The sequence below is a fragment of the Pseudomonas sp. P108 genome (assembly GCF_032613195.1).
Classification (GTDB): domain Bacteria; phylum Pseudomonadota; class Gammaproteobacteria; order Pseudomonadales; family Pseudomonadaceae; genus Aquipseudomonas.
Genome location: NZ_CP126691.1, coordinates 799651 through 820000 on the forward strand (window position 1 = coordinate 799651; position 20350 = coordinate 820000).

Consider the following 20350-nt stretch of genomic DNA (forward strand, 5'->3'; position numbering starts at 1 on the left):
GCCGAAACGCTATCGCGCACACTCGATCCGGGGACATTTCGGATGGGGGAAGCGGCATGGACACACATGGCTACGGCGCGGCAGAACGCTTGGAACGACTGCCAATCAGCGGTTATCACCGGATCATTTTCATCATCATCGCCTTGGCGTTTTTCTTCGACTCCATGGACCTGGCGATGATGACGTTCCTGCTCGGCTCGATCAAAGCCGAGTTCGGTCTGAGCAGCGCGCAAGCGGGTCTGCTCGCCAGTTCGAGCTTCTTCGGCATGGTGCTGGGGGCGTCGCTGTCCGGCATGCTCGCCGATCGTTTCGGGCGCAAACCGGTGTTTCAGTGGAGCATCGTGCTGTGGGGCGTGGCCAGCTACCTGTGTTCGACGGCGCAAACGGTCGAAACGCTGACGCTGTTCCGCATCTTGTTGGGGATTGGCATGGGCATGGAATTTCCGATTGCCCAGTCGATGCTGTCCGAGCTGATTCCGGCGCAACGCCGGGGTCGTTACATCGCGTTGATGGACGGCTTCTGGCCGCTGGGTTTCGTGGCGGCCGGCGTGCTGTCTTACTTCCTGCTGCCGCTGATTGGCTGGCGTGACATCTTTCTGGTGTTGGCGGTGCCGGCTGTGTTTGTGCTGGCGATCCGCTTTTTCATTCCCGAGTCACCGCGCTGGCTGGAGCAGGCTGGAAAGCATGAGGCGGCAGACAAGGTGCTGAACGGCATCGAGGCGCGGGTGCGTTCGTCGCTCGGCGGTGCCGCGTTGCCGGAACCGGTTCGATTGCCGCGTACCGTGACGCCGCCGGGCAACTTCTTCGCGGCGCTCAAGCAGATCTGGTCGCCGCAGTATCGCCAGCGCACGACGATGATCTGGAGCCTGTGGTTTTTCGCCCTGCTGGGATTTTATGGTCTGACTTCGTGGCTCAGTGCCTTGCTGCAACAGTCGGGTTTTGCCGTGACGCAGTCGGTGTATTACACGGTGCTGATTTCCCTGGGCGGGATTCCGGGATTTTTGATGGCCGCCTGGCTGGTTGAGCGCTGGGGGCGCAAACCGGTGTGCATCGTCACGTTGCTCGGCGGCGGGGTGATGGCGTTTCTCTACGGCCAGAGCGCGGTGTTCGGCGGCAACGTTGCGCTGCTGATCAGCACCGGACTGTTGATGCAGTTTTTCCTGTTCGGCATGTGGGCGGTGCTCTACACCTATACGCCGGAGCTTTATCCAACGTCGGCGCGGGCAACCGGTTCGGGCTTCGCCTCGGCGATTGGCCGGGTTGGCTCGCTGCTCGGGCCGTTGGTGACCGGGCTGGTGTTCCCGATTACCGGGCAGGGCGGAGTGTTTGCGCTGGGCGCGGCATGTTTCGCGATTGCGGCGGGGGTGGTGTGGCTGTTCGGGATGGAGACGCGGGGTAAAACCCTGGAAGAGCTGACTGAAAGCCAAATCCCAGGCTAAACAAAGAACCCACTGTGGGAGCGAGCCTGCTCGCGAAAGCGGAGTGTCATTAAACGAAAATGTTAACTGACACTCCCTCTTCGCGAGCAGGCTCGCTCCCACAATGGTTATTGGGTGTTGCTTATGGTTTTACCAGTCGCGCATCCAGGCTGTTCTGCGCCAGGCGCTTGGCCTGATCCTGGGTCATGCCCAAATGCTCATGCAGCGCGTAGAAGTTCTCGGTCACATAACCACCAAAGTACGCCGGGTCATCGGAGTTCACCGTGACCTTCACGCCACGCTCGAGCATGTCGAGAATGTTGTGCTGCGACATGTGATCGAATACGCAGAGCTTGGTGTTAGACAACGGGCACACGGTCAGCGGGATCTGTTCGTCGATGATCCGCTGCATCAAACGCTCGTCTTCGATAGCGCGTACGCCATGGTCGATACGCTGGATTTTCAGCAGGTCGATGGCTTCCCAGATGTACTCTGGCGGGCCTTCTTCGCCAGCATGGGCAACGGTCAGGAAGCCTTCGTGACGGGCACGATCAAACACACGCTGGAACTTGCTCGGCGGGTGACCCATCTCGGAGCTGTCCAGACCGACAGCAACAAACGCGTCACGGAACGGCAGCGCTTGGTCGAGGGTTTTCTCGGCTTCTTCTTCGCTGAGGTGGCGCAGGAAGCTGAGGATCAAACCGCTGGTGATGCCCAGTTGCTGCTCGCCATCCTTCAATGCGGCTGCGATGCCGTTGAGCACCACTTCGAACGGGATGCCGCGGTCGGTGTGGGTCTGCGGATCGAAGAACGGTTCGGTGTGAATCACGTTCTGTGCTTTGCAGCGCAGCAGGTACGCCCAAGTCAGGTCGTAGAAGTCCTGCGAGGTGCGCAACACGTCGGCGCCCTGGTAATACAGGTCGAGGAATTCCTGCAGGTTGTTGAAGGCGTAAGCCTTGCGCAGGGTTTCCACGTCGTTCCACGGCAGGGCGATCTTGTTGCGTTCGGCCAGGGCGAACAGCAGCTCGGGCTCCAGCGAGCCTTCCAGGTGCAGGTGCAGTTCAGCCTTGGGCAAGGCGTTGAGCCAGTCGTACATATTCTTTTCTCATCAGGTGCAATGACGGCATTCTACAGATGCGCGCCGAAACAATTGGCAAAACCTGACCAAGCGATCCATCAAATGGCTTCCTGCTCGCGGCGATAGGCGTAGGTATCGGCGAAGCGTGAGAGCAGGAATTCGGCGCAGGTGGTCGTCGGATATTTCGCCGGATGCTGTGCGTCCTGACAACCGGGCAGGCATTCGATGCGCGTGTCCGGGTGCGGCTCGGCAAAGAACGGCATCGAATAGCGATCCACCCCGAGCGGGCTGATCACCCGGTGCGGGGTCGAGCGATAACGGTCGTTGCTCCAGCGCGCCATCATGTCGCCGAGGTTGACCACGAAGGTGCCGTCGATGGGTGGCGCGTCGATCCATTCACCCTTGACGTTTTTTACCTGCAGGCCGCCGGCGCTGTCCTGATAGAGCAGGGTGATGCAGCCGTAATCGGTGTGCGCACCGGCACCTTGCTGCTCGGCGGAGCTGGCGGTGTGGCGAGGAGGGTAATGGATCATGCGCAGCACGCTGACGGGGTCGTTGAAACGGCTGTCGAAGAAGTCTCGTTCGATGTTCAACGCGATGGTCATCGCTCGTAACAAGGTTTGCGCGAGGGCCTGCATGTCGAGGTAATGCTGCTCCATCAACTCAGCCCATCCGGTTTGCGCCGGATGACGGTTCGGCCCGCGCAGCGGTTTTTCGGCGAGCACGTCGGGATGGTTGGCTGGCAGGTGCAGGCCCATGTCGAAGGTTTCTTTGAGGTCGCTGGGTTTGCTCGGGTCGAGTTGCTCGGTGGCGATGGCGCCGTAACCGCGATGGTGGCGGGTTTGGGTGATGTCGATCTTGAGTTTTTCTGCGACGGGCAGGGCAAAGAAACGCTGAGTCTGATCAAGCACCGCGTCGATGCGCTGCGCGGAAATCGGATGACCCTTGATGTAGAAGAAACCCCATTCGCGGCAGGCGTGGTCGATTTGTTCAGCCACGGCAGGCCAGGCGTTTTCGTCGTCGCTATAGAGCGGGCTGATGTCGATGATCGGAAGCTGATCCATACACAATCCTTGAAAAGTACGGGAGATCGTTCCCATGCTCCGCGTGGGAATGCCTCAATGGACGCTCTGCGTCCGCTTTTGGCAGGGACGCGGAGCGTGGGAACGATCCGGGTCAAATGGATTACTTCGGCATCTCAGCCTTCATGCCTTCAACGTAATAGTTCATCGACGCCAGTTCCGCCGTGGTCGCACTCACGCCCGCCGGGATTTTCTCGACGCCCTCCTGATCCTTGATCGGCCCGGTAAACGGTTGAAGCGCACCGCTCTTGATGTCGGCAATGATCTGCTCGGCCTCGGCTTTCACTGGCGCCGGCACCAGACCGCTGATCGGCAGTTCAACCGTGCCTTCCTTCAACCCGCCCCAGTAGTCCTGGGATTTCCACGTGTGGTCGATCACGCTCTGCGTCGCCTGAATATAGTGCGGCGCCCAGTCGTTGACGATCGAGGTCAGCACCGCTTTCGGCCCGAAGTGCGCCATGTCCGAGGCGTAACCTACGGCGTATACGCCACGACGTTCGGCGGCCTGAATCGGTGCCGGGCTGTCGGTGTGCTGGAACACCACGTCGACGCCCTGATCGATCAGCGCGTTGGCCGCATCGGCCTCCTTGCCAGGATCGAACCACGAGTTGACCCACACCACTTTGATCTCGGTGCCAGGGTTGTATTTGTTCAGGGCCAGTTGAATCGCGTTGATATCGCGGATCACCTCGGGGATCGGGAACGAAGCGACGTAACCGATCTTTTTGGTCTTGGTCATCTTCGCCGCGAGGAAACCACCGACGTAGCGACCCTCGTAAGTGCGCGCCAGATAGGTGCCGAGGTTCTTGTCCTGTTTGTAGCCGGTAGCGTGTTCGAAGGTCACCTTGGGAAATTGCTTGGCGACTTTCAGCGTCGGGTTCATGTAGCCGAAAGAGGTGGTGAAGATCAGGTCATAGTTGTCCTTGGCCATGTTGCGGATGACCCGCTCGGCGTCGGCGCCTTCAGCGACGTTCTCGACGTAGTTGGTGGTGATCTGAGTACCGAACTTCTCTGCGAGAGCCTTGCGCCCCTGTTCATGCTGATACGTCCAGCCGTGGTCACCGATCGGGCCGATGTAGACGAAACCGACCTTCAGCGGATCGGCAGCGCTGGCGCTCAGGCTGATCCCCAGACCGAGGGCGGCGCACAGCAGTTTGTGCAGCGGACGTATTTGCATGAATTGGAGCTCCGTTTTGTTGTGTGTGGTCAGGGCCAATGCAAATTGCTGACCAACAGGACAACAAACAATTCGAAATCGCGTAACGGCCATCGCGAGCAGGCTCACTCCTACAGGGGAATGCGGTCAACTGTAGGAGTGAGCCTGCTCGCGATAGCGCCCTCAAGGCCAATAAAAGTGCAACTGCCAAAAGCACTGCCAGCGCTTGGTGCGCTAAGGTGTAACGAAACGTTAGCGCCGCCCCGCAGTCAGTAGCTCATCCGCTCTCTTCGGCAAAAAGGCCCGCCATGTTCACCATCCTCAAGCAAGAAAGCTTTCTGCTGCTGGCCGTCATCGCCGCCTGCGTTGCCTATCCGCTGGAACACTGGCTGTTGCACAGCGGCCAGATCGTCGCGTTGATCGGCGGTCTGGTGCTGATCGCCTTCATCGTCGCCGCCTCAATGCGCGTCGCCCATCAAGCCGAATTGCTCGCGGAAAAAGTCGGCGACCCGTACGGCACCATGATTCTCACCCTCGCCGCCGTGCTGGTGGAGGTGGTGATCCTGGCGATCATGATGAGCAACGAAGCTTCGGCCACGTTGGTGCGCGACACGATCTATTCGGCAGTGATGCTCGATATCAACGGCATCCTTGGCCTCGCCGCGCTGATGGGCGGGATCAAGCACGGTGAGCAGTCTTACAACGACGATTCGGCGCGCAGCTACAGCGTGATGATTCTCACCGCCATGGGCGTATCGATGGTGGTGCCGGAGTTTATTCCCGAGGCCAACTGGAAGATTTATTCGGCGTTCACCATCGGTGCGATGGTGGTGCTGTATGCGTTGTTTCTGCGCATGCAGGTCGGCCCGCACAGTTACTTTTTCAGCTACAGCTACCCGGACAAACGCCGCAAGAAAGAACCGGTCGAGGAAGAACCAAAACCGGTCAGCCTGGCGTTGTCGATCGGCATTCTGGTGTTTGGCGTGGTGGTGATTGGCGCACTCGCCGAAGTGATGTCGAAGACCCTCGATCTGGGCCTGGAAGGCACGGGCGCACCGCCGGTGATCACCGCGATTCTGGTGGCGGCGATTTCTGCTGCGCCGGAGATTTTGACGGCGTTGCGTGCGGCGCTGACCAACCGTATGCAGTCGGTGGTGAACATTGCGATGGGCGCGTCACTGTCGACGGTGATTCTGACCGTGCCAGTGATGGAGGCGATGGCGCTGTACACCGGTCAACCGTTTCAGATGGCGATGACGCCTGTGCAGACGGTGATGATCTTCCTGACGTTGATCGTTAGTGCGATCAACCTCAACGACGGCGAGACCAATGCCATCGAAGGCATGACGCACTTTGTGTTGTTTGCGACGTTCATCATGCTTTCCCTGCTCGGCCTCTGATGATTGATCGTTCCCACGCTCCGCGTGGGAATGCCGCCATGGACGCTCTGCGTCCGCCGCTGGGACGCGGAGCGTCCCGAGATGCATTCCCACGCAGAGCGTGGGAACGATCAGATGGGGAGGGGGATCAGGTACCGGCGATCAACTGGCGCGCCGCCTGGCTGTGATCGGCGATCAGGCCTTTCAGGTCCAGTCCTTCAACCTGGCCATCGACCACGCGCCACTTACCACCAATCATCACCCGATCCGCACGATCCGCGCCGCACAACAGCAGCGCCGAAATCGGATCATGGCTGCCGGAGAAGCGCAGCTCATCGAGCTTGAACAGCGCCAGATCCGCCTGTTTGCCCACGGCAATCTTACCAATGTCGGTCCGCCCCAACAGGCTCGCCGAACCCTTGGTCGCCCAGCCCAGCACGCGTTCCGGCGTAATCTTCTCGGCGCCGTAGCGCAGGCGCTGGATGTACAGCGCCTGACGCGCTTCGAGAATCATGTTCGAGGCATCGTTGGACGCCGAACCATCCACGCCCAGACCAAACAGCGCGCCCGCGTCAGTCAGATCGATACTCGGGCAGATGCCGGAAGCCAGACGCATGTTCGAACTCGGGCAATGGCAGATGCCAGTACCGGCCTGACCGAGGCGGGCGATTTCGTCCGGGTTGAAATGGATGCCGTGGGCCAGCCAGGTGCGCGGGCCGAGCCAGCCGACGCTGTCGAGATAATCGACGGTGCGCAGGCCGAAACGCTGCAGGCAGAAATCCTCTTCGTCGAGGGTTTCGGCCAGATGCGTGTGCAGACGCACGTCGAGCTTGTTCGCCAGTTCGGCGCTGGCCGACATGATTTCCGGGGTCACCGAGAACGGCGAGCACGGCGCCAGCGCGATCTGGATCTGCGCGCCATCGCCACGCTCGTGGTACTCGTGAATCAGGCGCTGACTGTCGTCGAGAATCACCTGACCTTCCTGCACGGTCTGCTGCGGCGGCAGGCCGCCGTCCTTCTCGCCGAGGCTCATCGAACCGCGGGTGAGCATGGCGCGCATGCCCAGTTCGCGGACGCTTTCGACTTGCACGTCGATGGCATTTTCCAGACCGTCCGGGAACAGGTAGTGATGGTCGGCCGCGGTGGTGCAGCCCGACAGCAGCAATTCAGCTAACGCTACTTTGGTGGCGAGCGCGAGCTTCTCAGGCGTCAGGCGCGCCCACACCGGGTAAAGGGTTTTCAGCCACGGGAACAACGGCTGATTGACCACCGGCGCCCAGGCGCGAGTCAGGGTTTGATAGAAGTGATGGTGGGTGTTGATCAGGCCCGGCAGGATCACATGTTCACGGGCATCGAACACTTCATTGCACGGTGCGGACGGCTGTTGGCCGGCGGCGAGGACTTCGACGATGACACCGTCTTGCACGACAAGACCGCCACGGGCATCGAGCTCGTTGGAAGTGAAAATGGCGAGGGGATTTTTTAACCAGGTACGGGTCGCGGGCATGTTGCCGGCTCCTCTGAAAATGGGGTTCAGGGTTGCCAGCTCAGTGATGCCCTGTCTGCTGATCCAGGGTCGCCGCGGGGACGAGGTGCGCAGTTTCAAACAAATTGCCACGCCGGGCAAGCCCAACCCGACCAGACAACACGGTCCCGTGTAGGAGTGAGCCTGCTCGCGATAGCGGTGTATCAGGCAACATTTTTGCTGAATGACACACCGCTATCGCGAGCAGGCTCACTCCTACAGGGGATTTGGGTGCTTACCAGGGGATGGTTTCACCCTTGTAGTTGATGAAGTGATGCCCGCCCTTGCCGGTGTACGCATTTACTTGATCTACCAGCCCACGGGTGCTGGTTTCCACGTCAAGGTCCGCCCCTTCGCCGCCCATATCGGTCTTTACCCAACCCGGATGCAGCGACAACACCGTCATCTTCTGCTCGCCCAATTGCGTGACAAAACTGTTGGTCATCGAATTCAGCGCAGCCTTGCTCGCCTTATACAGCGCCAGCTCCGGCGCGTCCGGCACGGTCACGCTGCCCAGTCCGGAACTCATGAACGCCAGCACGCCGCTGCCGTCACGAATCTGCCCGGCAAAACGCTGAGCCAGATTGATCGGCGCCACCGCGTTGGTGAAAAACAGCTGACCGACTTCAGCCAGTGTCGCGCCGCCAGGGGTCTGATCGGCCGGGCCTTTGACCCCGGCGTTGACGAACAGCAAGTCGAAGGTTTCGCCCTTGAGCTGTTGGCTCAGAGCAATGACCGCTTGCTGATCGTCCATGTCGAGCTTCTCGATCCGTACCTTGCCTAATGCTTGGAGCGCATCGGCATTGGCAGGATTGCGCACGGTGGCGGTGACTTGCCAGCCGTCGGCCAGCAGGGTTTTCACCAGACCGAGGCCAAGGCCCCGGGAGGCGCCGATAATCAGTGCGTTTTTTGCAGACATGATGGGCTTCCTTGATGAATGAGGATCATGGATTCAATGGACAGGCCTGACCGAGGCGAAGTTGCAACTCCTGCCGCAGCGCATCAAGTTCGCGCATGCGGGTTTCGATCAGTTGCAGTTTGTCGCGCAGCAACTGCGCCACGGCGTTGTCCGGATCTGGCGCGTTCCACAATGCGGCAACGCTGTCGCCGATCTCGCCGAGGGTAAATCCCAGGCGCTGCGCGGTTTTGATGTAGAGCACCAGTTGCACCATCTCCGGCGGATAGTCGCGATAACCGTTGGCACTGCGTTGCGCCGCAATCAACCCGCGTTGCTCATAGAAACGCAGGGTGTCACGGCTGACGGCGCTGGCCTGGGCTAATTCACCGATGCGCATGCGGGCTCTCAAAAGGGCTATTGACCCTGGAGCATACTCCAGGCTTTACCGTGGAGGCTCCCTGAATTTCTGGAGCATGGATGATGTGGACTTCATCGCAGTATCGCAACGTGGTGCGCGGCAGTGCCTGGTATGACTTGATCGTCACGGCAGCGTTTGCCACGCCGTGGAGTTTTGCCGTTGTACACGGGGTGTTGAGCGCACTGGATTTGCCCGGCGAACTACCCGCGTTTCAGCCTGTGCATCTGTTGATGACGAACCTGTTGGGATCGGTGGTGTGCGTGTGGGCGGTGCTGCGGATTCGTGATCCGCAGGCGCTTTATGGACGGTATGACGCGGTGGCCAGGTTTCTGTTTGCGGCTTGGCAGGGGTATGCCTTGCTTCACGGTGCCAGTTCGATTCTGATTGTTTTCCTGGTCTTCGAACTGGCGTGGGGCGTTGCTCAGGTGTTGCCTGTCAGTAAGTCTTCGCGAGCAGGCTCGCTCCCACAGGAGATGGGTGTCACCTCATACCCCTGAGTCGAGAGCGGAAAATGTGGGAGCGAGCCTGCTCGCGAAGAGGCCCGCCCAAACAATAATTAATGCCCCGCCTGCCAAGGCTGCCCAAGCGAAACCGGTGCATACAGCCGCGTGCGCAGCGCATCCCGCGACAACAGCACCAACACCACAATCGTCGCGACATACGGCAGCATCGCCAGCAAACTCGACGGAATCGCCAGCCCCAACCCCTGCGCCACCAGGTGCAGGATGCTGGCGAGACCAAACAGATACGCCCCGAGCAACAACCGCCACACTCGCCAACTGGCAAACACCACCAGCGCCAACGCGATCCAGCCACGCCCGGCAGTCATGTTCTCCGCCCACATCGGTGTGTACGCCAGCGACAGATAGGCCCCGGCCAACCCGGCCATCGCCCCGCCAAACAGCACCGCCAGGGTACGCACGGTCAACACTGGCAAGCCCATCGCACTGGCCGCATCCGGGTTCTCACCGACTGCCTGAATGATCAGCCCGACACGACTTTTGATGATCACCCACGCCACCAGCGCAAACAGCGCGAATGACAGATACACCAGCAGATCCTGGGCAAACAGCATCCGCCCGATCAACGGAATTTCACTCAGATAAGGAATCGCCCACGGCTCAAAACCGGCCAGCGGTTTACCCACCCAAGCCGCGCCGACAAAGGTCGACAGCCCGACACCAAAAATCGTCAGCGCCAACCCGGTCGCCACCTGATTGGCATTGAACACCAGCGCCACCAAGGCAAACAGCGACGACAGCAGCATTCCGGCCAGCATCGCCAGCAACACGCCCAGCCACAGGTTGCCGCTGTTCAGCGCGACGATAAAACCGATCACCGCGCCAAACAGCATCATCCCTTCCTGCCCAAGATTGAGCACGCCGCTCTTCTCGCAGATCAGTTCCCCCAGCGCCACCAGCAACAGCGGCGTGCCGCACCGCACCATGGCGTAGAAAATATTGCTCAACAGATCGATATCCATCACAGCGCTCCGGCAGTTACGGCGGTGGTCGACGTGCGCTTCACCCAGCGCAGGTTCAGGCGTGGCCGATAGAGGATCAGCACGTCACAGGCGAGCAGGAAAAACAGCATCATTCCCTGAAACAACTGGGTGATCGCCTGCGGCAGGTTCATCGTCATTTGCGCGCTCTCGCCACCGATGTACAGCAGCGCCATCAACAGACTCGAAAACAGAATCCCGATCGGATTCAGACGCCCAAGAAACGCCACGGTAATCGCCGCATAGCCATACCCCGGTGACACCTGCGGCACCAATTGGCCGATCGGCCCGGTCACTTCGCAGACACCCGCCAGCCCCGCCAATCCGCCACTGATCAACAGCGCCAGCCAGATCAAACGCTTCTCGCGAAAGCCGACAAACCCCGCCGCACGTTTGTCCAGGCCAAGCACTTTGATCTGGAAACCGACAAAGCTTTTCTGCAACAACACCCACACCGCGACCAATGCGAGCAGGGCGAAATACACCCCGGCATGCACGCGGCCATCCTCCATCAGCAGCGGCAAACGACTGGCGTCGCCGAACATCGCCGACTCGGGAAAGTTGAAACCGGCGGGATCCTTCAACGGCCCATGCACGCAGAACAGCAACAGGTTCAGGGCGATGTAATTGAGCATGATGCTGGTGAGGATTTCATTGGCGTTGAAGCGCGTGCGCAACCACGCGGTGAGCCCAGCCCACGCCGCGCCGGCGACGGTGCCGGTGAGCAGAATAAATACCAGCGCCCAACGGCTTTGCATGCCGATGATGTTCACCGCCAAGGCACTGCCGGCGAGTGCGCCGAGGAGCAATTGACCTTCGGCGCCGATGTTCCAGATCCGCGCCTGATAGGCCACCGCCAAGCCCAGTGCGCAGAGCAGAATCGGCAGCGCCTTGACCAGTAATTCGGAGACGCCATACAAGTCGCTGACCGGTGCGATCAGCAGCGTGTGCAAGGTTTGCAGCGGGTCGTGACCGAGGGCGATAAACAGCAGCGAGCCGCAGCCAAGCGTCAGCGCCGCCGCCAGTAACGGCGAGCACCACAGCATCAGGCGCGATTGCTGGCCACGGGGTTCGAGGGAAAGCAGCATGTGGAAAACTCCGTTAAACCGTGGCGGCTGAAGGTGCGTGGTCGAACTGGCCGGCCATCCAGCCGCCGACATCGCTGAGTTGGGTATCGCCGGTGTTGTGCAACGCCGACAAACGTCCACCGCACAACGCACCGAGGCGATCGCTGATCTGGAACAGTTCGTCGAGGTCTTCGGAAATCACCAGAATTGCCGCGCCGGCATCGCGCAACGCGATCAGTGCCCGGTGGATAGTCGCGGCGGCGCCGACGTCGACGCCCCAGGTCGGGTGCGCGGCGATCAGCAGTTTCGGTTGCTGAAGGATTTCCCGGCCGAGGATGAATTTCTGCAGATTGCCGCCGGACAAACTGCGCGCGGCAGTTTGCGTGTCCGGGGTTTTCACGCCGAAGCGCTGAATGATCTGTTGGGCGAGGGCTTCGACTTTGCCGCGATCGATCAAACCGTTGCTGACCAAGCCTTGCTGGAAAGCGGTGAGCAGGGCGTTATCGGCCAGACTCAATTCCGGCACCGCGCCATGACCGAGACGCTCGGCGGGCACGAATGCCAGGCCCAGTTTGCGTCGCGCATCCGGGCGCAGGTCGGCGACATGTTGCTCCGCGAATCGAATAGTTGCCGCTTCGGCGCGACGCAGGATTTGCTCGCCGCTGAGCAGCGCAAGCAACTCATCCTGACCATTACCGGCGACCCCGGCGATGCCGACGATTTCACCGCCGCGCACTTCCAGGTCGATGTCTTTCAGCGAGCAGCCAAACGGGTCCGGGTTGTGCCAACTCAATTCGCTCACCCGCAAAAACGCCGTACCGCCGCTGACCTTCGGATAGTCGCCAATCAACGCCGCCGCTTCGCCAACCATCATTTGCGCCAACTGCTGATCGGAGCATTCGGCCGGCACGCAATGCCCGGCGACGCGCCCGCCGCGCAAAACCGTCGCGCTGTGACACAGCGCCCGTACTTCGCCGAGTTTGTGGCTGATAAACAGAATGCTGCAGCCCTCGGAGGCGAGGCGGCGCAGGGTGATGAACAATTCCTCGGCCTCCTGCGGCGTCAGCACCGAAGTCGGTTCGTCGAGAATCAACAGGCGAATGTCCTGCATCAGGCAGCGAATAATCTCCACTCGTTGCCGCTCGCCGATCGACAGGCTGTGGACAAGTCTTTCCGGTTCCAGCGCCATACCGTAGCGACGCGACACTTGGCGAATTTTCGGCTCCAGTTGCTTCGGTGTGCCGGCCGCAGCGCCCATCGCCAGCGCAATGTTCTGCGCCACGCTGAGGGTTTCGAACAGTGAGAAATGCTGGAACACCATGCCGATGCCCAGCTGCCGCGCCTGTGCCGGGTTGCGGATGTTGACCCGTTGACCCTGCCAGAGCATCTCGCCCGAATCGGCCTGGGTAACGCCGTAGATGATCTTCATCAGGGTGCTTTTGCCCGCACCGTTTTCACCGAGCAGGGCATGGATTTCCCCGGGTGCGATGCTCAGGTCGATGGCGTCATTGGCCAGACAACCGGGATAGCGTTTGCTGATATGGCGCAGTTGCAAGCGCGCAATGGGAGGAGCGATTGGCATGACAGGCTCGACTTGCTTGGAGTTGTGCCTGTGGATAAAGCAATTTCCTGGCCATTGAGTCAGGAACGCGAGCGGGCCGCGTGTATCAGCCCTTGGCGTAGAGCACTCAAGATAAAAACAGGCTTCTGCCCGGCACCAATTCAGAGCAAAGCCGTTGATCGGGCTCCAGTTTTGCCCGTTGGCAACTGATCAAAAAACGAGCAAACACGTGTGAGTCAGGCAGAACCTGCGACTGCGCCAGCCATGAACGGGTTATCCACAGGTTGCTCCACAGTTATTGTGCGCAAGCTGCAAACCCGGGCATAAGCACTGCGGTGCTTTCTTCTAATGGTGATAAACCACGCTAACTGTATGTTTCTGTTTGAAATTTTCGTTTCGTCGGTTGAATTGAACGAAAAGTGAGCAAACCGCGCAAAGCCACGTGACAGAAGGGTTACAGCGGAATGTACTCAGGTTATCCACAGTCGGGTGCACAGCAGATGTGGGCAACTCCGGGGAATAACGGAAAAGGGTGATGCCCTAAAAGATCGCAGCCTTCGGCAGCTCCTACACGAAAACGCTGATACCGGTATCACCAACGAAATTCATGACAAACCCGGATCCCTGTAGGAGCTGCGGAACGCTGCGATCTTTTGATCCTGCTTCACCGCTGCAACAAAATCCGCCCACGGCTCAAATCCGCTAGCTGGGTTTGCAAGACATCGATCTGCGCCTCACCCACCGCTAACTTCAACTCGACCCCGTTCGCCGTGAAGTTTTCCTCCACTACCAATCCACCCAGATCGGCAACGCGCAACTTCACCAACGCCAACTCGGCAAACCCGCAAGCGCAACTCAACGGCACGCGGCTGATCAACTCGATCTTCGCAGCGGTTTGCAGGCACTTGTTCGCGCCCCCGCCATACGCCCGGGCCAAACCGCCCGTACCGAGTTGAATACCGCCGTACCAACGGATTACCAACACCGCGACCTGATCGCAATCCTGCGCTTCAATCGCCGCCAGAATCGGCCGACCCGCCGTGCCGCCAGGCTCGCCATCGTCATTGCTGCGGTATTGATCGCCGAGTTTCCACGCCCAGCAATTGTGCGAGGCGTTGAAATCGCTGTGTTGTTCGAAAAAAGCCTGCGCCTCGGCAGGGCTGCCGATCGGCGTGGCGAAGGTGATAAAGCGGCTTTTGCGAATCTCTTCGCGGTATTCGCAAAAACCGCTGAGGGTGAAAGGCATAAACGTCTTATAGAGGAGGAGTGAGGCCGCAGCCTTTGAGAATGATGCGGATCAGGTTGTTGCCGGCGTCTTCCATGTCTTGCTTGGTCAACTTGCTGCGACCGCTGACGCGGCAGATCTGCGTGGCAAAGTCAGCGTAATGTTGGGTGCTGCCCCACAACAGGAAGATCAAATGCACCGGATCGACCGGGTCCATTTTGCCCGCATCGATCCACGCCTGAAACACCGCCGCACGGCCAGTGAACCAGGCGCGGTAATCCTGATTGAAATATTCCGTCAGGCATTCGCCGCCGCTGATCACTTCCATCGCAAAGATTCGCGAGGCCTGCGGCTGACGACGGGAGAATTCCATCTTGGCGCGGATATAGCGGGTCAGCGCTTCGCCAGGATCGTCTTCGGCCGTGAGTGTGTTGAAGGTGCTGTCCCACAACTCGATGATGTTGCTCAGCACCGCCACGTACAAGCCAAGCTTGTTGGTGAAGTAGTAATGCAGGTTCGCCTTGGGCAGCCCGGCATTCTGCGCGATGGTGTTCATGCTGGTGCCTTTGTACCCGTGACGGGCGAACTCGTCTTCGGCGGCTTTGAGGATGGTCTCTTCGTTCTTCTGACGAATGCGGCTGGCGGGTTTGCCGCCATGGGCTGGGACTTCAAAGGTCATAGGCACTTCCGGGTTTGTCTGTGGGTGCAACCAGTTGCGTTGATAGCGCACCCACAGGCATCCGACAAGTCTTTGCGCGATAAAACCGTTACGCCTGTTCGATCTTGTTCAGCGGCGCGTGCGCTTCAGCGGCCTCGGTTTTCGACTCCGGCAGCAACAGGCACAGGATGATGGCGGTCAGGCCGCCGCTGGTGATCGCCGAATCAAACAGGTTCTGCACCAGTTTTGGCAGCAGGTGCAGCAGGTTCGGTTGCGCGGCAATGCCCAGGCCGACGCCGAACGATGTGGCGATGATCAACATGCTGCGTCGATCCAGCGGCGACTGCGCGAGGATGCGCACGCCGGCAGCCGCCACCGCGCCGAACATCACCAGGGTCGCGCCACCGAGTACCGGTTTTGGAATCTGCTGCAGCACCGCGCCGATCATTGGGAACATACCGAGACAAAACAGGATCGCGCCGATGTACAGACCAACGTAACGACTGGCGACGCCGGTCAGCTGGATCACGCCGTTGTTCTGCGCAAACGTGGTGTTGGGGAAAGCGCTGAAGGTCGCGGCGATCATGCAACTGACGCCATCGCCGAGGACGCCACCGCGCAGGCGGCTTATATAAGAAGGGCCGCTGATCGGTTGGCGGGCGAGCATGCAGTTGGCGGTGAGGTCGCCGACGGTTTCGATGGTGCTGATCAGATAAATCAGCGCGACCGGCAGGAAAGCCGTCCAGTCGAAACTGAAGCCAAACTTGAACGGTGTAGGAAAACTCAACAGTGGCAAGTCAGGTAAAGGCTGCGGCACCAGTTTCCCACTGAACCACGCGGCCAGACTGCCCAGCAGCAAACCGATGATGATTGCCGACAAGCGCACCCATGGCGTGTTCGAGCGGTTGAGCAGAATGATCGTCAGCAACACAAACACGCCCAGCGCCAGATTGCCCGGCGCACCGAAATCCGGCGCATTGAAGCCACCGCCCAGATCGGTGATGCCGACCTTGATCAGGCTGATACCGATCAGGGTGATGACGATCCCGGTCACCAGCGGCGTAACGACTCGACGCAATTGACCGATGAAGCGGCTGAGGACGATCTGCACGATTGCGCCGAAAAAGCACACGCCGAAGATCATCGCCAGAATGTCTTCCGGGCTGCCGCCACGTTGCTTGACCAGAAAACCGGCCGACAGCACCGCACCGAGAAAGGCGAAACTGGTGCCCTGTAAACAGATCATTCCCGCCCCGATGCCGAACGGCCGCCGCGCCTGAATAAAGGTGCCGACGCCCGAGACCATCAACGCCATGCTGATCAGGTAGGGCAAATGCGCGGTCAGCCCCAATACTGAACCGATCACCAGCGGCGGGGTGATGATGCCGACGAAACTGGCGAGCACGTGTTGCAGCGCCGCGAGAGTTGCGGCGAGTGGTTTGGGGCGGTCGTTGAGGCCGTAGATCAGGTCGCTGGATTGTTCGGAATCTGGCTGCATGGCTGAAGGCTTCTTGTTGAAGGATCGGAGTTGATCCTGCTTTGCAAAAAGCTGTCCACTTGCTCAGGTTATCGAGTGATTTAGTCGTCAAGGCCCAACGCTGGCGGGCCTTGCAGGATTCTTCAACGCGTCGCCGCCAGACTCTCCAAAAAGCTTTCCAGCACCAAATGAGGGCGCCGGCCCTTGCGCGTGACCGATGCGAGGCTCAAGTCATAAAAACGCGTTTGCGATTTCAGCGCACGCAAGCGACCTTGCTGTACCCAGAGACTGGCGTAGTGGTCCGGCAGATAACCAATGTAGCGCCCGGTCAGAATCAGAAACGCCATGCCTTCTCGATCGGAAGCGCTGGCGGTGCAATTGAGCGCCTGGTAATGCGCCTGAATATCCGCCGGCAACCGAAACGTCGGCGCAATCGCGTCCTGACTGTTCAAGCGTTCGTCATCGAGTTGTTTGTCATCGACATAAAACAACGGATGCCCCACCGCGCAATAAAGCAGCGAACGCTCGCTGTACAACGGCTGATATTCCAGTCCCGACAACGCACTGGCCTGCGGCACCACGCCAACATGCAGACGCCCATCGAGCACGCCTTGCTCAACTTCATTCGGCGCAATCATGCGGATCTGGATCTGCACATCTGGTCCGCGCTCCTTCAACTGCGCGAGGGCGTGGGTAATGCGCATGTGGGGGAGGGTGACGAGGTTGTCGGTCAGGCCGATGATCAGCTCGCCACGCAAATGCTGGTGCAGACCGTTGACCTCGGTGCGGAAACTTTCCAGCGCACTTAATAGTTGCAGCGCCGATTGATACACCTCGCGACCTTCTTCGGTCAGCGAAAACCCCGCGCGCCCACGCTGACACAGACGCAAACCGAGGCGCTGCTCCAGATCGCTCATCTGCTGACTGATCGCCGAGCGACCGATGCCGAGCACGGTTTCCGCCGCCGAGAAGCCGCCGCACTCCACCACGCTGCGAAAAATCCGCAGCAGGCGAATATCAAAGTCACTGACCTGGGCCAGCGGATCGGGACGGCGGCTGCTCATCTTATTGTTCTCATTGTTTAGCAAAGTTCTAACTGAAGGTTAGAAGAGTTGAATTTCACCGACTTTATCGCCGTGGCAATTTACCTGCAACAACGCTTTCTATCTCCCTGACGCTTATGCCCTGCGAGGTTTTGCCCGATGAACATGCCTGAAAACGCGCCGTCGCCACTGGCCAGCCAATTGAAGCTGGACGCGCACTGGATGCCGTACACCGCCAACCGTAACTTTCAGCGCGACCCGCGTTTGATCGTTGGTGCCGAAGGCAGCTGGCTGATCGACGACAAGGGCCGCAAGGTATATGACTCGCTGTCTGGCCTGTGGACTTGTGGCGCAGGCCACACTCGCAAGGAAATTCAGGAAGCGGTCTCGAAACAGTTGGGCACCCTCGATTACTCGCCGGGCTTCCAGTACGGCCACCCGCTGTCGTTCCAGCTGGCCGAGAAAATCACCGAGCTGACCCCGGGCAACCTCAACCACGTGTTCTTCACTGACTCGGGTTCCGAGTGCGCCGACACCGCGGTGAAAATGGTCCGTGCCTACTGGCGCCTCAAAGGTCAGTCGACCAAAACCAAAATGATCGGCCGTGCCCGTGGTTACCACGGCGTGAACATTGCCGGCACCAGCCTCGGCGGCGTCAACGGCAACCGCAAGCTGTTCGGTCAGGCAATGATGGACGTTGATCACCTGCCGCACACGCTGCTGGCCAGCAACGCTTTCTCCCGTGGCATGCCGGAGCAGGGCGGTATCGCTTTGGCCGATGAGTTGCTGAAGCTGATCGAACTGCACGACGCTTCGAACATCGCCGCGGTATTCGTTGAGCCTATGGCCGGTTCCGCTGGCGTACTGGTGCCGCCGCAGGGTTATCTGAAGCGTCTGCGCGAAATCTGCGATCAGCACAGCATTCTGTTGGTGTTCGACGAAGTGATCACCGGTTTCGGCCGTACCGGCAACATGTTCGGTGCCGACACCTTTGGCGTGACACCGGACCTGATGTGCATCGCCAAGCAAGTCACCAACGGCGCGATCCCGATGGGCGCAGTGATTGCCAGCTCCGAGATCTACCAGACCTTCATGAATCAGCCGACCCCGGAATACGCCGTGGAATTCCCGCACGGCTACACCTACTCGGCACACCCGGTGGCTTGCGCCGCTGGCCTGGCGGCACTCGATCTGCTGCAAAAAGAAAACCTGGTGCAGAGCGTCGCGGAAGTCGCACCGCATTTCGAAAACGCGCTGCACGGTCTGAAAGGTTCGAAGAACGTTATCGACATCCGCAACTTCGGTCTGGCCGGTGCGATCCAGATTGCCGGTCGTGACGGCGACGCCATCGTGCGTCCGTTCGAGGCGGGCATGGCCCTGTGGAAAGCCGGGTTCTACGTACGCTTCGGCGGCGACACCCTGCAGTTCGGCCCAACCTTCAACAGCAAGCCGCAAGACCTCGATCGTCTGTTCGACGCGGTCGGCGAAGTGCTGAACAAGCTCGACTGATTTTTCCTTCTATATAGCTATACAAATAGCAGGCGCCTGTTGCGGGTGTCTGCGCACAAGAATTCAGGAGTTTTCGATGAGCGTTATTCCGCATTTGATCAATGGCGAACTGGTGACCGAGAACGGTCGCGCGGTTGATGTGTTCAACCCGTCCACCGGTCAGGCTATCCACAAGCTGCCACTGGCCAGCCAGGCAACCATCCAGAAAGCCATCGATGCCGCCAAGGCTGCGTTCCCGGCGTGGCGCAACACGCCACCGGCCAAACGTGCCCAGGTGATGTTCCGCTTCAAGCAACTGCTGGAGCAGAACGAAGCACGCATCTCGCAATTGATCAGCGAAGAGCACGGCAAGACTCTGGAAGACGCCGCCGGTGAATTGAAGCGCGGTATCGAGAACGTCGAGTTCGCTTGCGCTGCCCCGGAAATCCTCAAGGGTGAATACAGCCGCAACGTTGGCCCGAACATCGACGCATGGTCGGACTTTCAGCCGCTGGGCATTGTGGCCGGTATCACCCCGTTCAACTTCCCGGCCATGGTGCCGCTGTGGATGTACCCACTGGCGATCGTCTGCGGTAACTGCTTTATCCTCAAACCGTCCGAACGTGACCCTAGCTCGACACTGCTGATCGCTCAGCTGCTGCTGGAAGCCGGTCTGCCGAAAGGCGTGATGAGCGTGGTGCACGGTGACAAGACTGCGGTGGACGCGTTGATCGAAGCGCCGGAAGTCAAAGCGCTGAGCTTCGTTGGTTCGACGCCGATTGCCGAGTACATCTACGCCGAAGGCACCAAGCGCGGCAAGCGCGTTCAGGCACTCGGCGGCGCGAAGAACCACGCAGTGTTGATGCCGGATGCCGATCTGGACAACGCGGTCAGCGCACTGATGGGGGCGGCCTACGGTTCGTGCGGCGAGCGCTGCATGGCGATCTCGGTTGCCGTGTGTGTTGGCGATCAAGTGGCAGATGCGCTGGTAGCGAAACTGGTTCCACAGATTCAGGCGCTGAAAATCGGTGCCGGCACTTCGTGCGGTCTGGACATGGGCCCACTGGTAACCGGTCAGGCGCGTGACAAGGTCAGCGGTTACGTGGATGACGGCGTGGCAGCGGGCGCGACCTTGGTGGTCGACGGTCGTGGTTTCAGCGTGGCCGGTCATGAAGAAGGCTTCTTCCTCGGTGGCTGCCTGTTCGACAACGTCACCCCGGAGATGCGCATTTATAAAGAAGAGATCTTCGGGCCGGTCCTGTGCATTGTTCGCGTGAACAGCCTGGAAGAGGCAATGCAGCTGATCAACGATCACGAATACGGCAACGGCACTTGCATCTTCACCCGTGACGGTGAGGCGGCGCGTCTGTTCTGTG

18 protein-coding genes (1 of these 18 cut by a window edge) are annotated in these 20350 nt (G+C 59.8%); 5 read left to right on the forward strand and 13 right to left on the reverse strand.

Annotated elements, in window-relative coordinates:
* The first annotated feature begins 56 nt into the window (after positions 1-56).
* A complete protein-coding gene (locus QOM10_RS03390) occupies positions 57-1439 on the forward strand; it encodes an MFS transporter (protein WP_316917569.1) in 1383 nt (460 codons plus the stop codon).
* 121 nt (positions 1440-1560) lie between these two features.
* Here the strand turns inward: QOM10_RS03390 and QOM10_RS03395 are convergent, their stop codons facing one another.
* From QOM10_RS03395 to QOM10_RS03405, 3 genes are all read right to left on the reverse strand, one after another.
* The gene (locus tag QOM10_RS03395; RefSeq protein WP_008082147.1) at positions 1561-2514 is read right to left on the reverse strand and encodes an adenosine deaminase; all 954 of its coding nucleotides are present in this window, start codon (positions 2512-2514) and stop codon (positions 1561-1563) included.
* 80 nt (positions 2515-2594) lie between these two features.
* Positions 2595-3560 (reverse strand): 2-oxoglutarate and iron-dependent oxygenase domain-containing protein, encoded by a 966-nt coding sequence (locus QOM10_RS03400; RefSeq protein ID WP_316917570.1) that lies wholly within the window; start codon positions 3558-3560, stop codon positions 2595-2597.
* Between the two features lie 121 nt (positions 3561-3681).
* Positions 3682-4755, reverse strand: coding sequence for a BMP family ABC transporter substrate-binding protein (locus QOM10_RS03405; protein ID WP_316917571.1), 1074 nt, complete (start codon positions 4753-4755; stop codon positions 3682-3684).
* A 287-nt stretch (positions 4756-5042) separates the two neighbouring features.
* Here QOM10_RS03405 and QOM10_RS03410 point away from each other — a divergent pair, with 287 nt between their 5' ends.
* Positions 5043-6134, forward strand: coding sequence for a calcium:proton antiporter (locus QOM10_RS03410; RefSeq protein WP_316917572.1), 1092 nt, complete (start codon positions 5043-5045; stop codon positions 6132-6134).
* Positions 6135-6261: 127 nt separating this feature from the next.
* Here the strand turns inward: QOM10_RS03410 and QOM10_RS03415 are convergent, their stop codons facing one another.
* The 3 genes from QOM10_RS03415 to QOM10_RS03425 all read right to left on the reverse strand — a co-directional run bounded on the left by QOM10_RS03415 (position 6262) and on the right by QOM10_RS03425 (position 8933).
* Complete coding sequence (locus QOM10_RS03415) at positions 6262-7620, reverse strand: 8-oxoguanine deaminase (RefSeq protein WP_160038173.1); 1359 nt, start codon at positions 7618-7620, stop codon at positions 6262-6264.
* 253 nt (positions 7621-7873) lie between these two features.
* The gene (locus tag QOM10_RS03420) at positions 7874-8560 is read right to left on the reverse strand and encodes an SDR family oxidoreductase (protein ID WP_123594071.1); all 687 of its coding nucleotides are present in this window, start codon (positions 8558-8560) and stop codon (positions 7874-7876) included.
* A gap of 22 nt (positions 8561-8582) precedes the next feature.
* Complete coding sequence (locus QOM10_RS03425; protein ID WP_077570877.1) at positions 8583-8933, reverse strand: MerR family transcriptional regulator; 351 nt, start codon at positions 8931-8933, stop codon at positions 8583-8585.
* A gap of 83 nt (positions 8934-9016) precedes the next feature.
* On the opposite strand from QOM10_RS03425, the gene QOM10_RS03430 reads away from it, so the two are divergent.
* Positions 9017-9451 (forward strand): hypothetical protein, encoded by a 435-nt coding sequence (locus QOM10_RS03430; protein WP_316918359.1) that lies wholly within the window; start codon positions 9017-9019, stop codon positions 9449-9451.
* A 59-nt stretch (positions 9452-9510) separates the two neighbouring features.
* Here the strand turns inward: QOM10_RS03430 and QOM10_RS03435 are convergent, their stop codons facing one another.
* The 7 genes from QOM10_RS03435 to QOM10_RS03465 all read right to left on the reverse strand — a co-directional run bounded on the left by QOM10_RS03435 (position 9511) and on the right by QOM10_RS03465 (position 17507).
* Positions 9511-10437 carry an ABC transporter permease gene (locus tag QOM10_RS03435; RefSeq protein ID WP_150652457.1) on the reverse strand — a complete coding sequence of 309 codons (927 nt, stop codon included), beginning with the start codon at positions 10435-10437 and terminating at the stop codon, positions 9511-9513.
* On the reverse strand, positions 10437-11543 hold the full coding sequence (locus QOM10_RS03440) for an ABC transporter permease (RefSeq protein ID WP_127925727.1): 1107 nt from the start codon (positions 11541-11543) through the stop codon (positions 10437-10439). Before QOM10_RS03440 ends, QOM10_RS03435 begins: the two co-directional genes overlap by 1 nt.
* A gap of 13 nt (positions 11544-11556) precedes the next feature.
* On the reverse strand, positions 11557-13104 hold the full coding sequence (locus tag QOM10_RS03445; protein WP_150749973.1) for an ABC transporter ATP-binding protein: 1548 nt from the start codon (positions 13102-13104) through the stop codon (positions 11557-11559).
* Positions 13105-13747: 643 nt separating this feature from the next.
* Positions 13748-14329: a YigZ family protein gene (locus tag QOM10_RS03450; RefSeq protein ID WP_316917573.1), complete on the reverse strand. Its 582-nt coding sequence runs from the start codon at positions 14327-14329 to the stop codon at positions 13748-13750.
* A 7-nt stretch (positions 14330-14336) separates the two neighbouring features.
* Positions 14337-14987 (reverse strand): TetR/AcrR family transcriptional regulator, encoded by a 651-nt coding sequence (locus tag QOM10_RS03455; RefSeq protein ID WP_316917574.1) that lies wholly within the window; start codon positions 14985-14987, stop codon positions 14337-14339.
* Between the two features lie 88 nt (positions 14988-15075).
* The gene (locus QOM10_RS03460; protein WP_316917575.1) at positions 15076-16464 is read right to left on the reverse strand and encodes a nucleobase:cation symporter-2 family protein; all 1389 of its coding nucleotides are present in this window, start codon (positions 16462-16464) and stop codon (positions 15076-15078) included.
* A gap of 122 nt (positions 16465-16586) precedes the next feature.
* A complete protein-coding gene (locus QOM10_RS03465; protein ID WP_064387741.1) occupies positions 16587-17507 on the reverse strand; it encodes a LysR family transcriptional regulator in 921 nt (306 codons plus the stop codon).
* 138 nt (positions 17508-17645) lie between these two features.
* Between QOM10_RS03465 and QOM10_RS03470 the strand changes: the two genes are divergently transcribed.
* Both QOM10_RS03470 and QOM10_RS03475 read left to right on the forward strand, forming a co-directional pair.
* A complete protein-coding gene (locus QOM10_RS03470) occupies positions 17646-18995 on the forward strand; it encodes an aspartate aminotransferase family protein (protein ID WP_116033320.1) in 1350 nt (449 codons plus the stop codon).
* A gap of 76 nt (positions 18996-19071) precedes the next feature.
* Positions 19072-20350, forward strand: partial view of a CoA-acylating methylmalonate-semialdehyde dehydrogenase gene (locus QOM10_RS03475; protein WP_038360740.1) — the 5' portion only. The gene runs 215 nt beyond the window's last position; only the first 1279 of its 1494 coding nucleotides appear in the window; it begins with the start codon at positions 19072-19074; its stop codon lies off the right edge, out of view.

Excerpts from the sequence above, each read along its gene's own strand:
- QOM10_RS03430 (WP_316918359.1), top strand. The coding sequence starts at position 9,017 with ATGTGGACTTCATCGCAGTATCGCAACGTGGTGCGCGGCAGTGCCTGG.
- QOM10_RS03405 (WP_316917571.1), bottom strand. The coding sequence starts at position 4,755 with ATGCAAATACGTCCGCTGCACAAACTGCTGTGCGCCGCCCTCGGTCTG.
- QOM10_RS03415 (WP_160038173.1), bottom strand. The coding sequence starts at position 7,620 with ATGCCCGCGACCCGTACCTGGTTAAAAAATCCCCTCGCCATTTTCACT.
- QOM10_RS03445 (WP_150749973.1), bottom strand. The coding sequence starts at position 13,104 with ATGCCAATCGCTCCTCCCATTGCGCGCTTGCAACTGCGCCATATCAGC.
- QOM10_RS03465 (WP_064387741.1), bottom strand. The coding sequence starts at position 17,507 with ATGAGCAGCCGCCGTCCCGATCCGCTGGCCCAGGTCAGTGACTTTGAT.
- QOM10_RS03435 (WP_150652457.1), bottom strand. The coding sequence starts at position 10,437 with ATGGATATCGATCTGTTGAGCAATATTTTCTACGCCATGGTGCGGTGC.
- QOM10_RS03455 (WP_316917574.1), bottom strand. The coding sequence starts at position 14,987 with ATGACCTTTGAAGTCCCAGCCCATGGCGGCAAACCCGCCAGCCGCATT.
- QOM10_RS03395 (WP_008082147.1), bottom strand. The coding sequence starts at position 2,514 with ATGTACGACTGGCTCAACGCCTTGCCCAAGGCTGAACTGCACCTGCAC.
- QOM10_RS03450 (WP_316917573.1), bottom strand. The coding sequence starts at position 14,329 with ATGCCTTTCACCCTCAGCGGTTTTTGCGAATACCGCGAAGAGATTCGC.
- QOM10_RS03400 (WP_316917570.1), bottom strand. The coding sequence starts at position 3,560 with ATGGATCAGCTTCCGATCATCGACATCAGCCCGCTCTATAGCGACGAC.
- QOM10_RS03440 (WP_127925727.1), bottom strand. The coding sequence starts at position 11,543 with ATGCTGCTTTCCCTCGAACCCCGTGGCCAGCAATCGCGCCTGATGCTG.
- QOM10_RS03460 (WP_316917575.1), bottom strand. The coding sequence starts at position 16,464 with ATGCAGCCAGATTCCGAACAATCCAGCGACCTGATCTACGGCCTCAAC.
- QOM10_RS03390 (WP_316917569.1), top strand. The coding sequence starts at position 57 with ATGGACACACATGGCTACGGCGCGGCAGAACGCTTGGAACGACTGCCA.
- QOM10_RS03410 (WP_316917572.1), top strand. The coding sequence starts at position 5,043 with ATGTTCACCATCCTCAAGCAAGAAAGCTTTCTGCTGCTGGCCGTCATC.
- QOM10_RS03425 (WP_077570877.1), bottom strand. The coding sequence starts at position 8,933 with ATGCGCATCGGTGAATTAGCCCAGGCCAGCGCCGTCAGCCGTGACACC.
- QOM10_RS03470 (WP_116033320.1), top strand. The coding sequence starts at position 17,646 with ATGAACATGCCTGAAAACGCGCCGTCGCCACTGGCCAGCCAATTGAAG.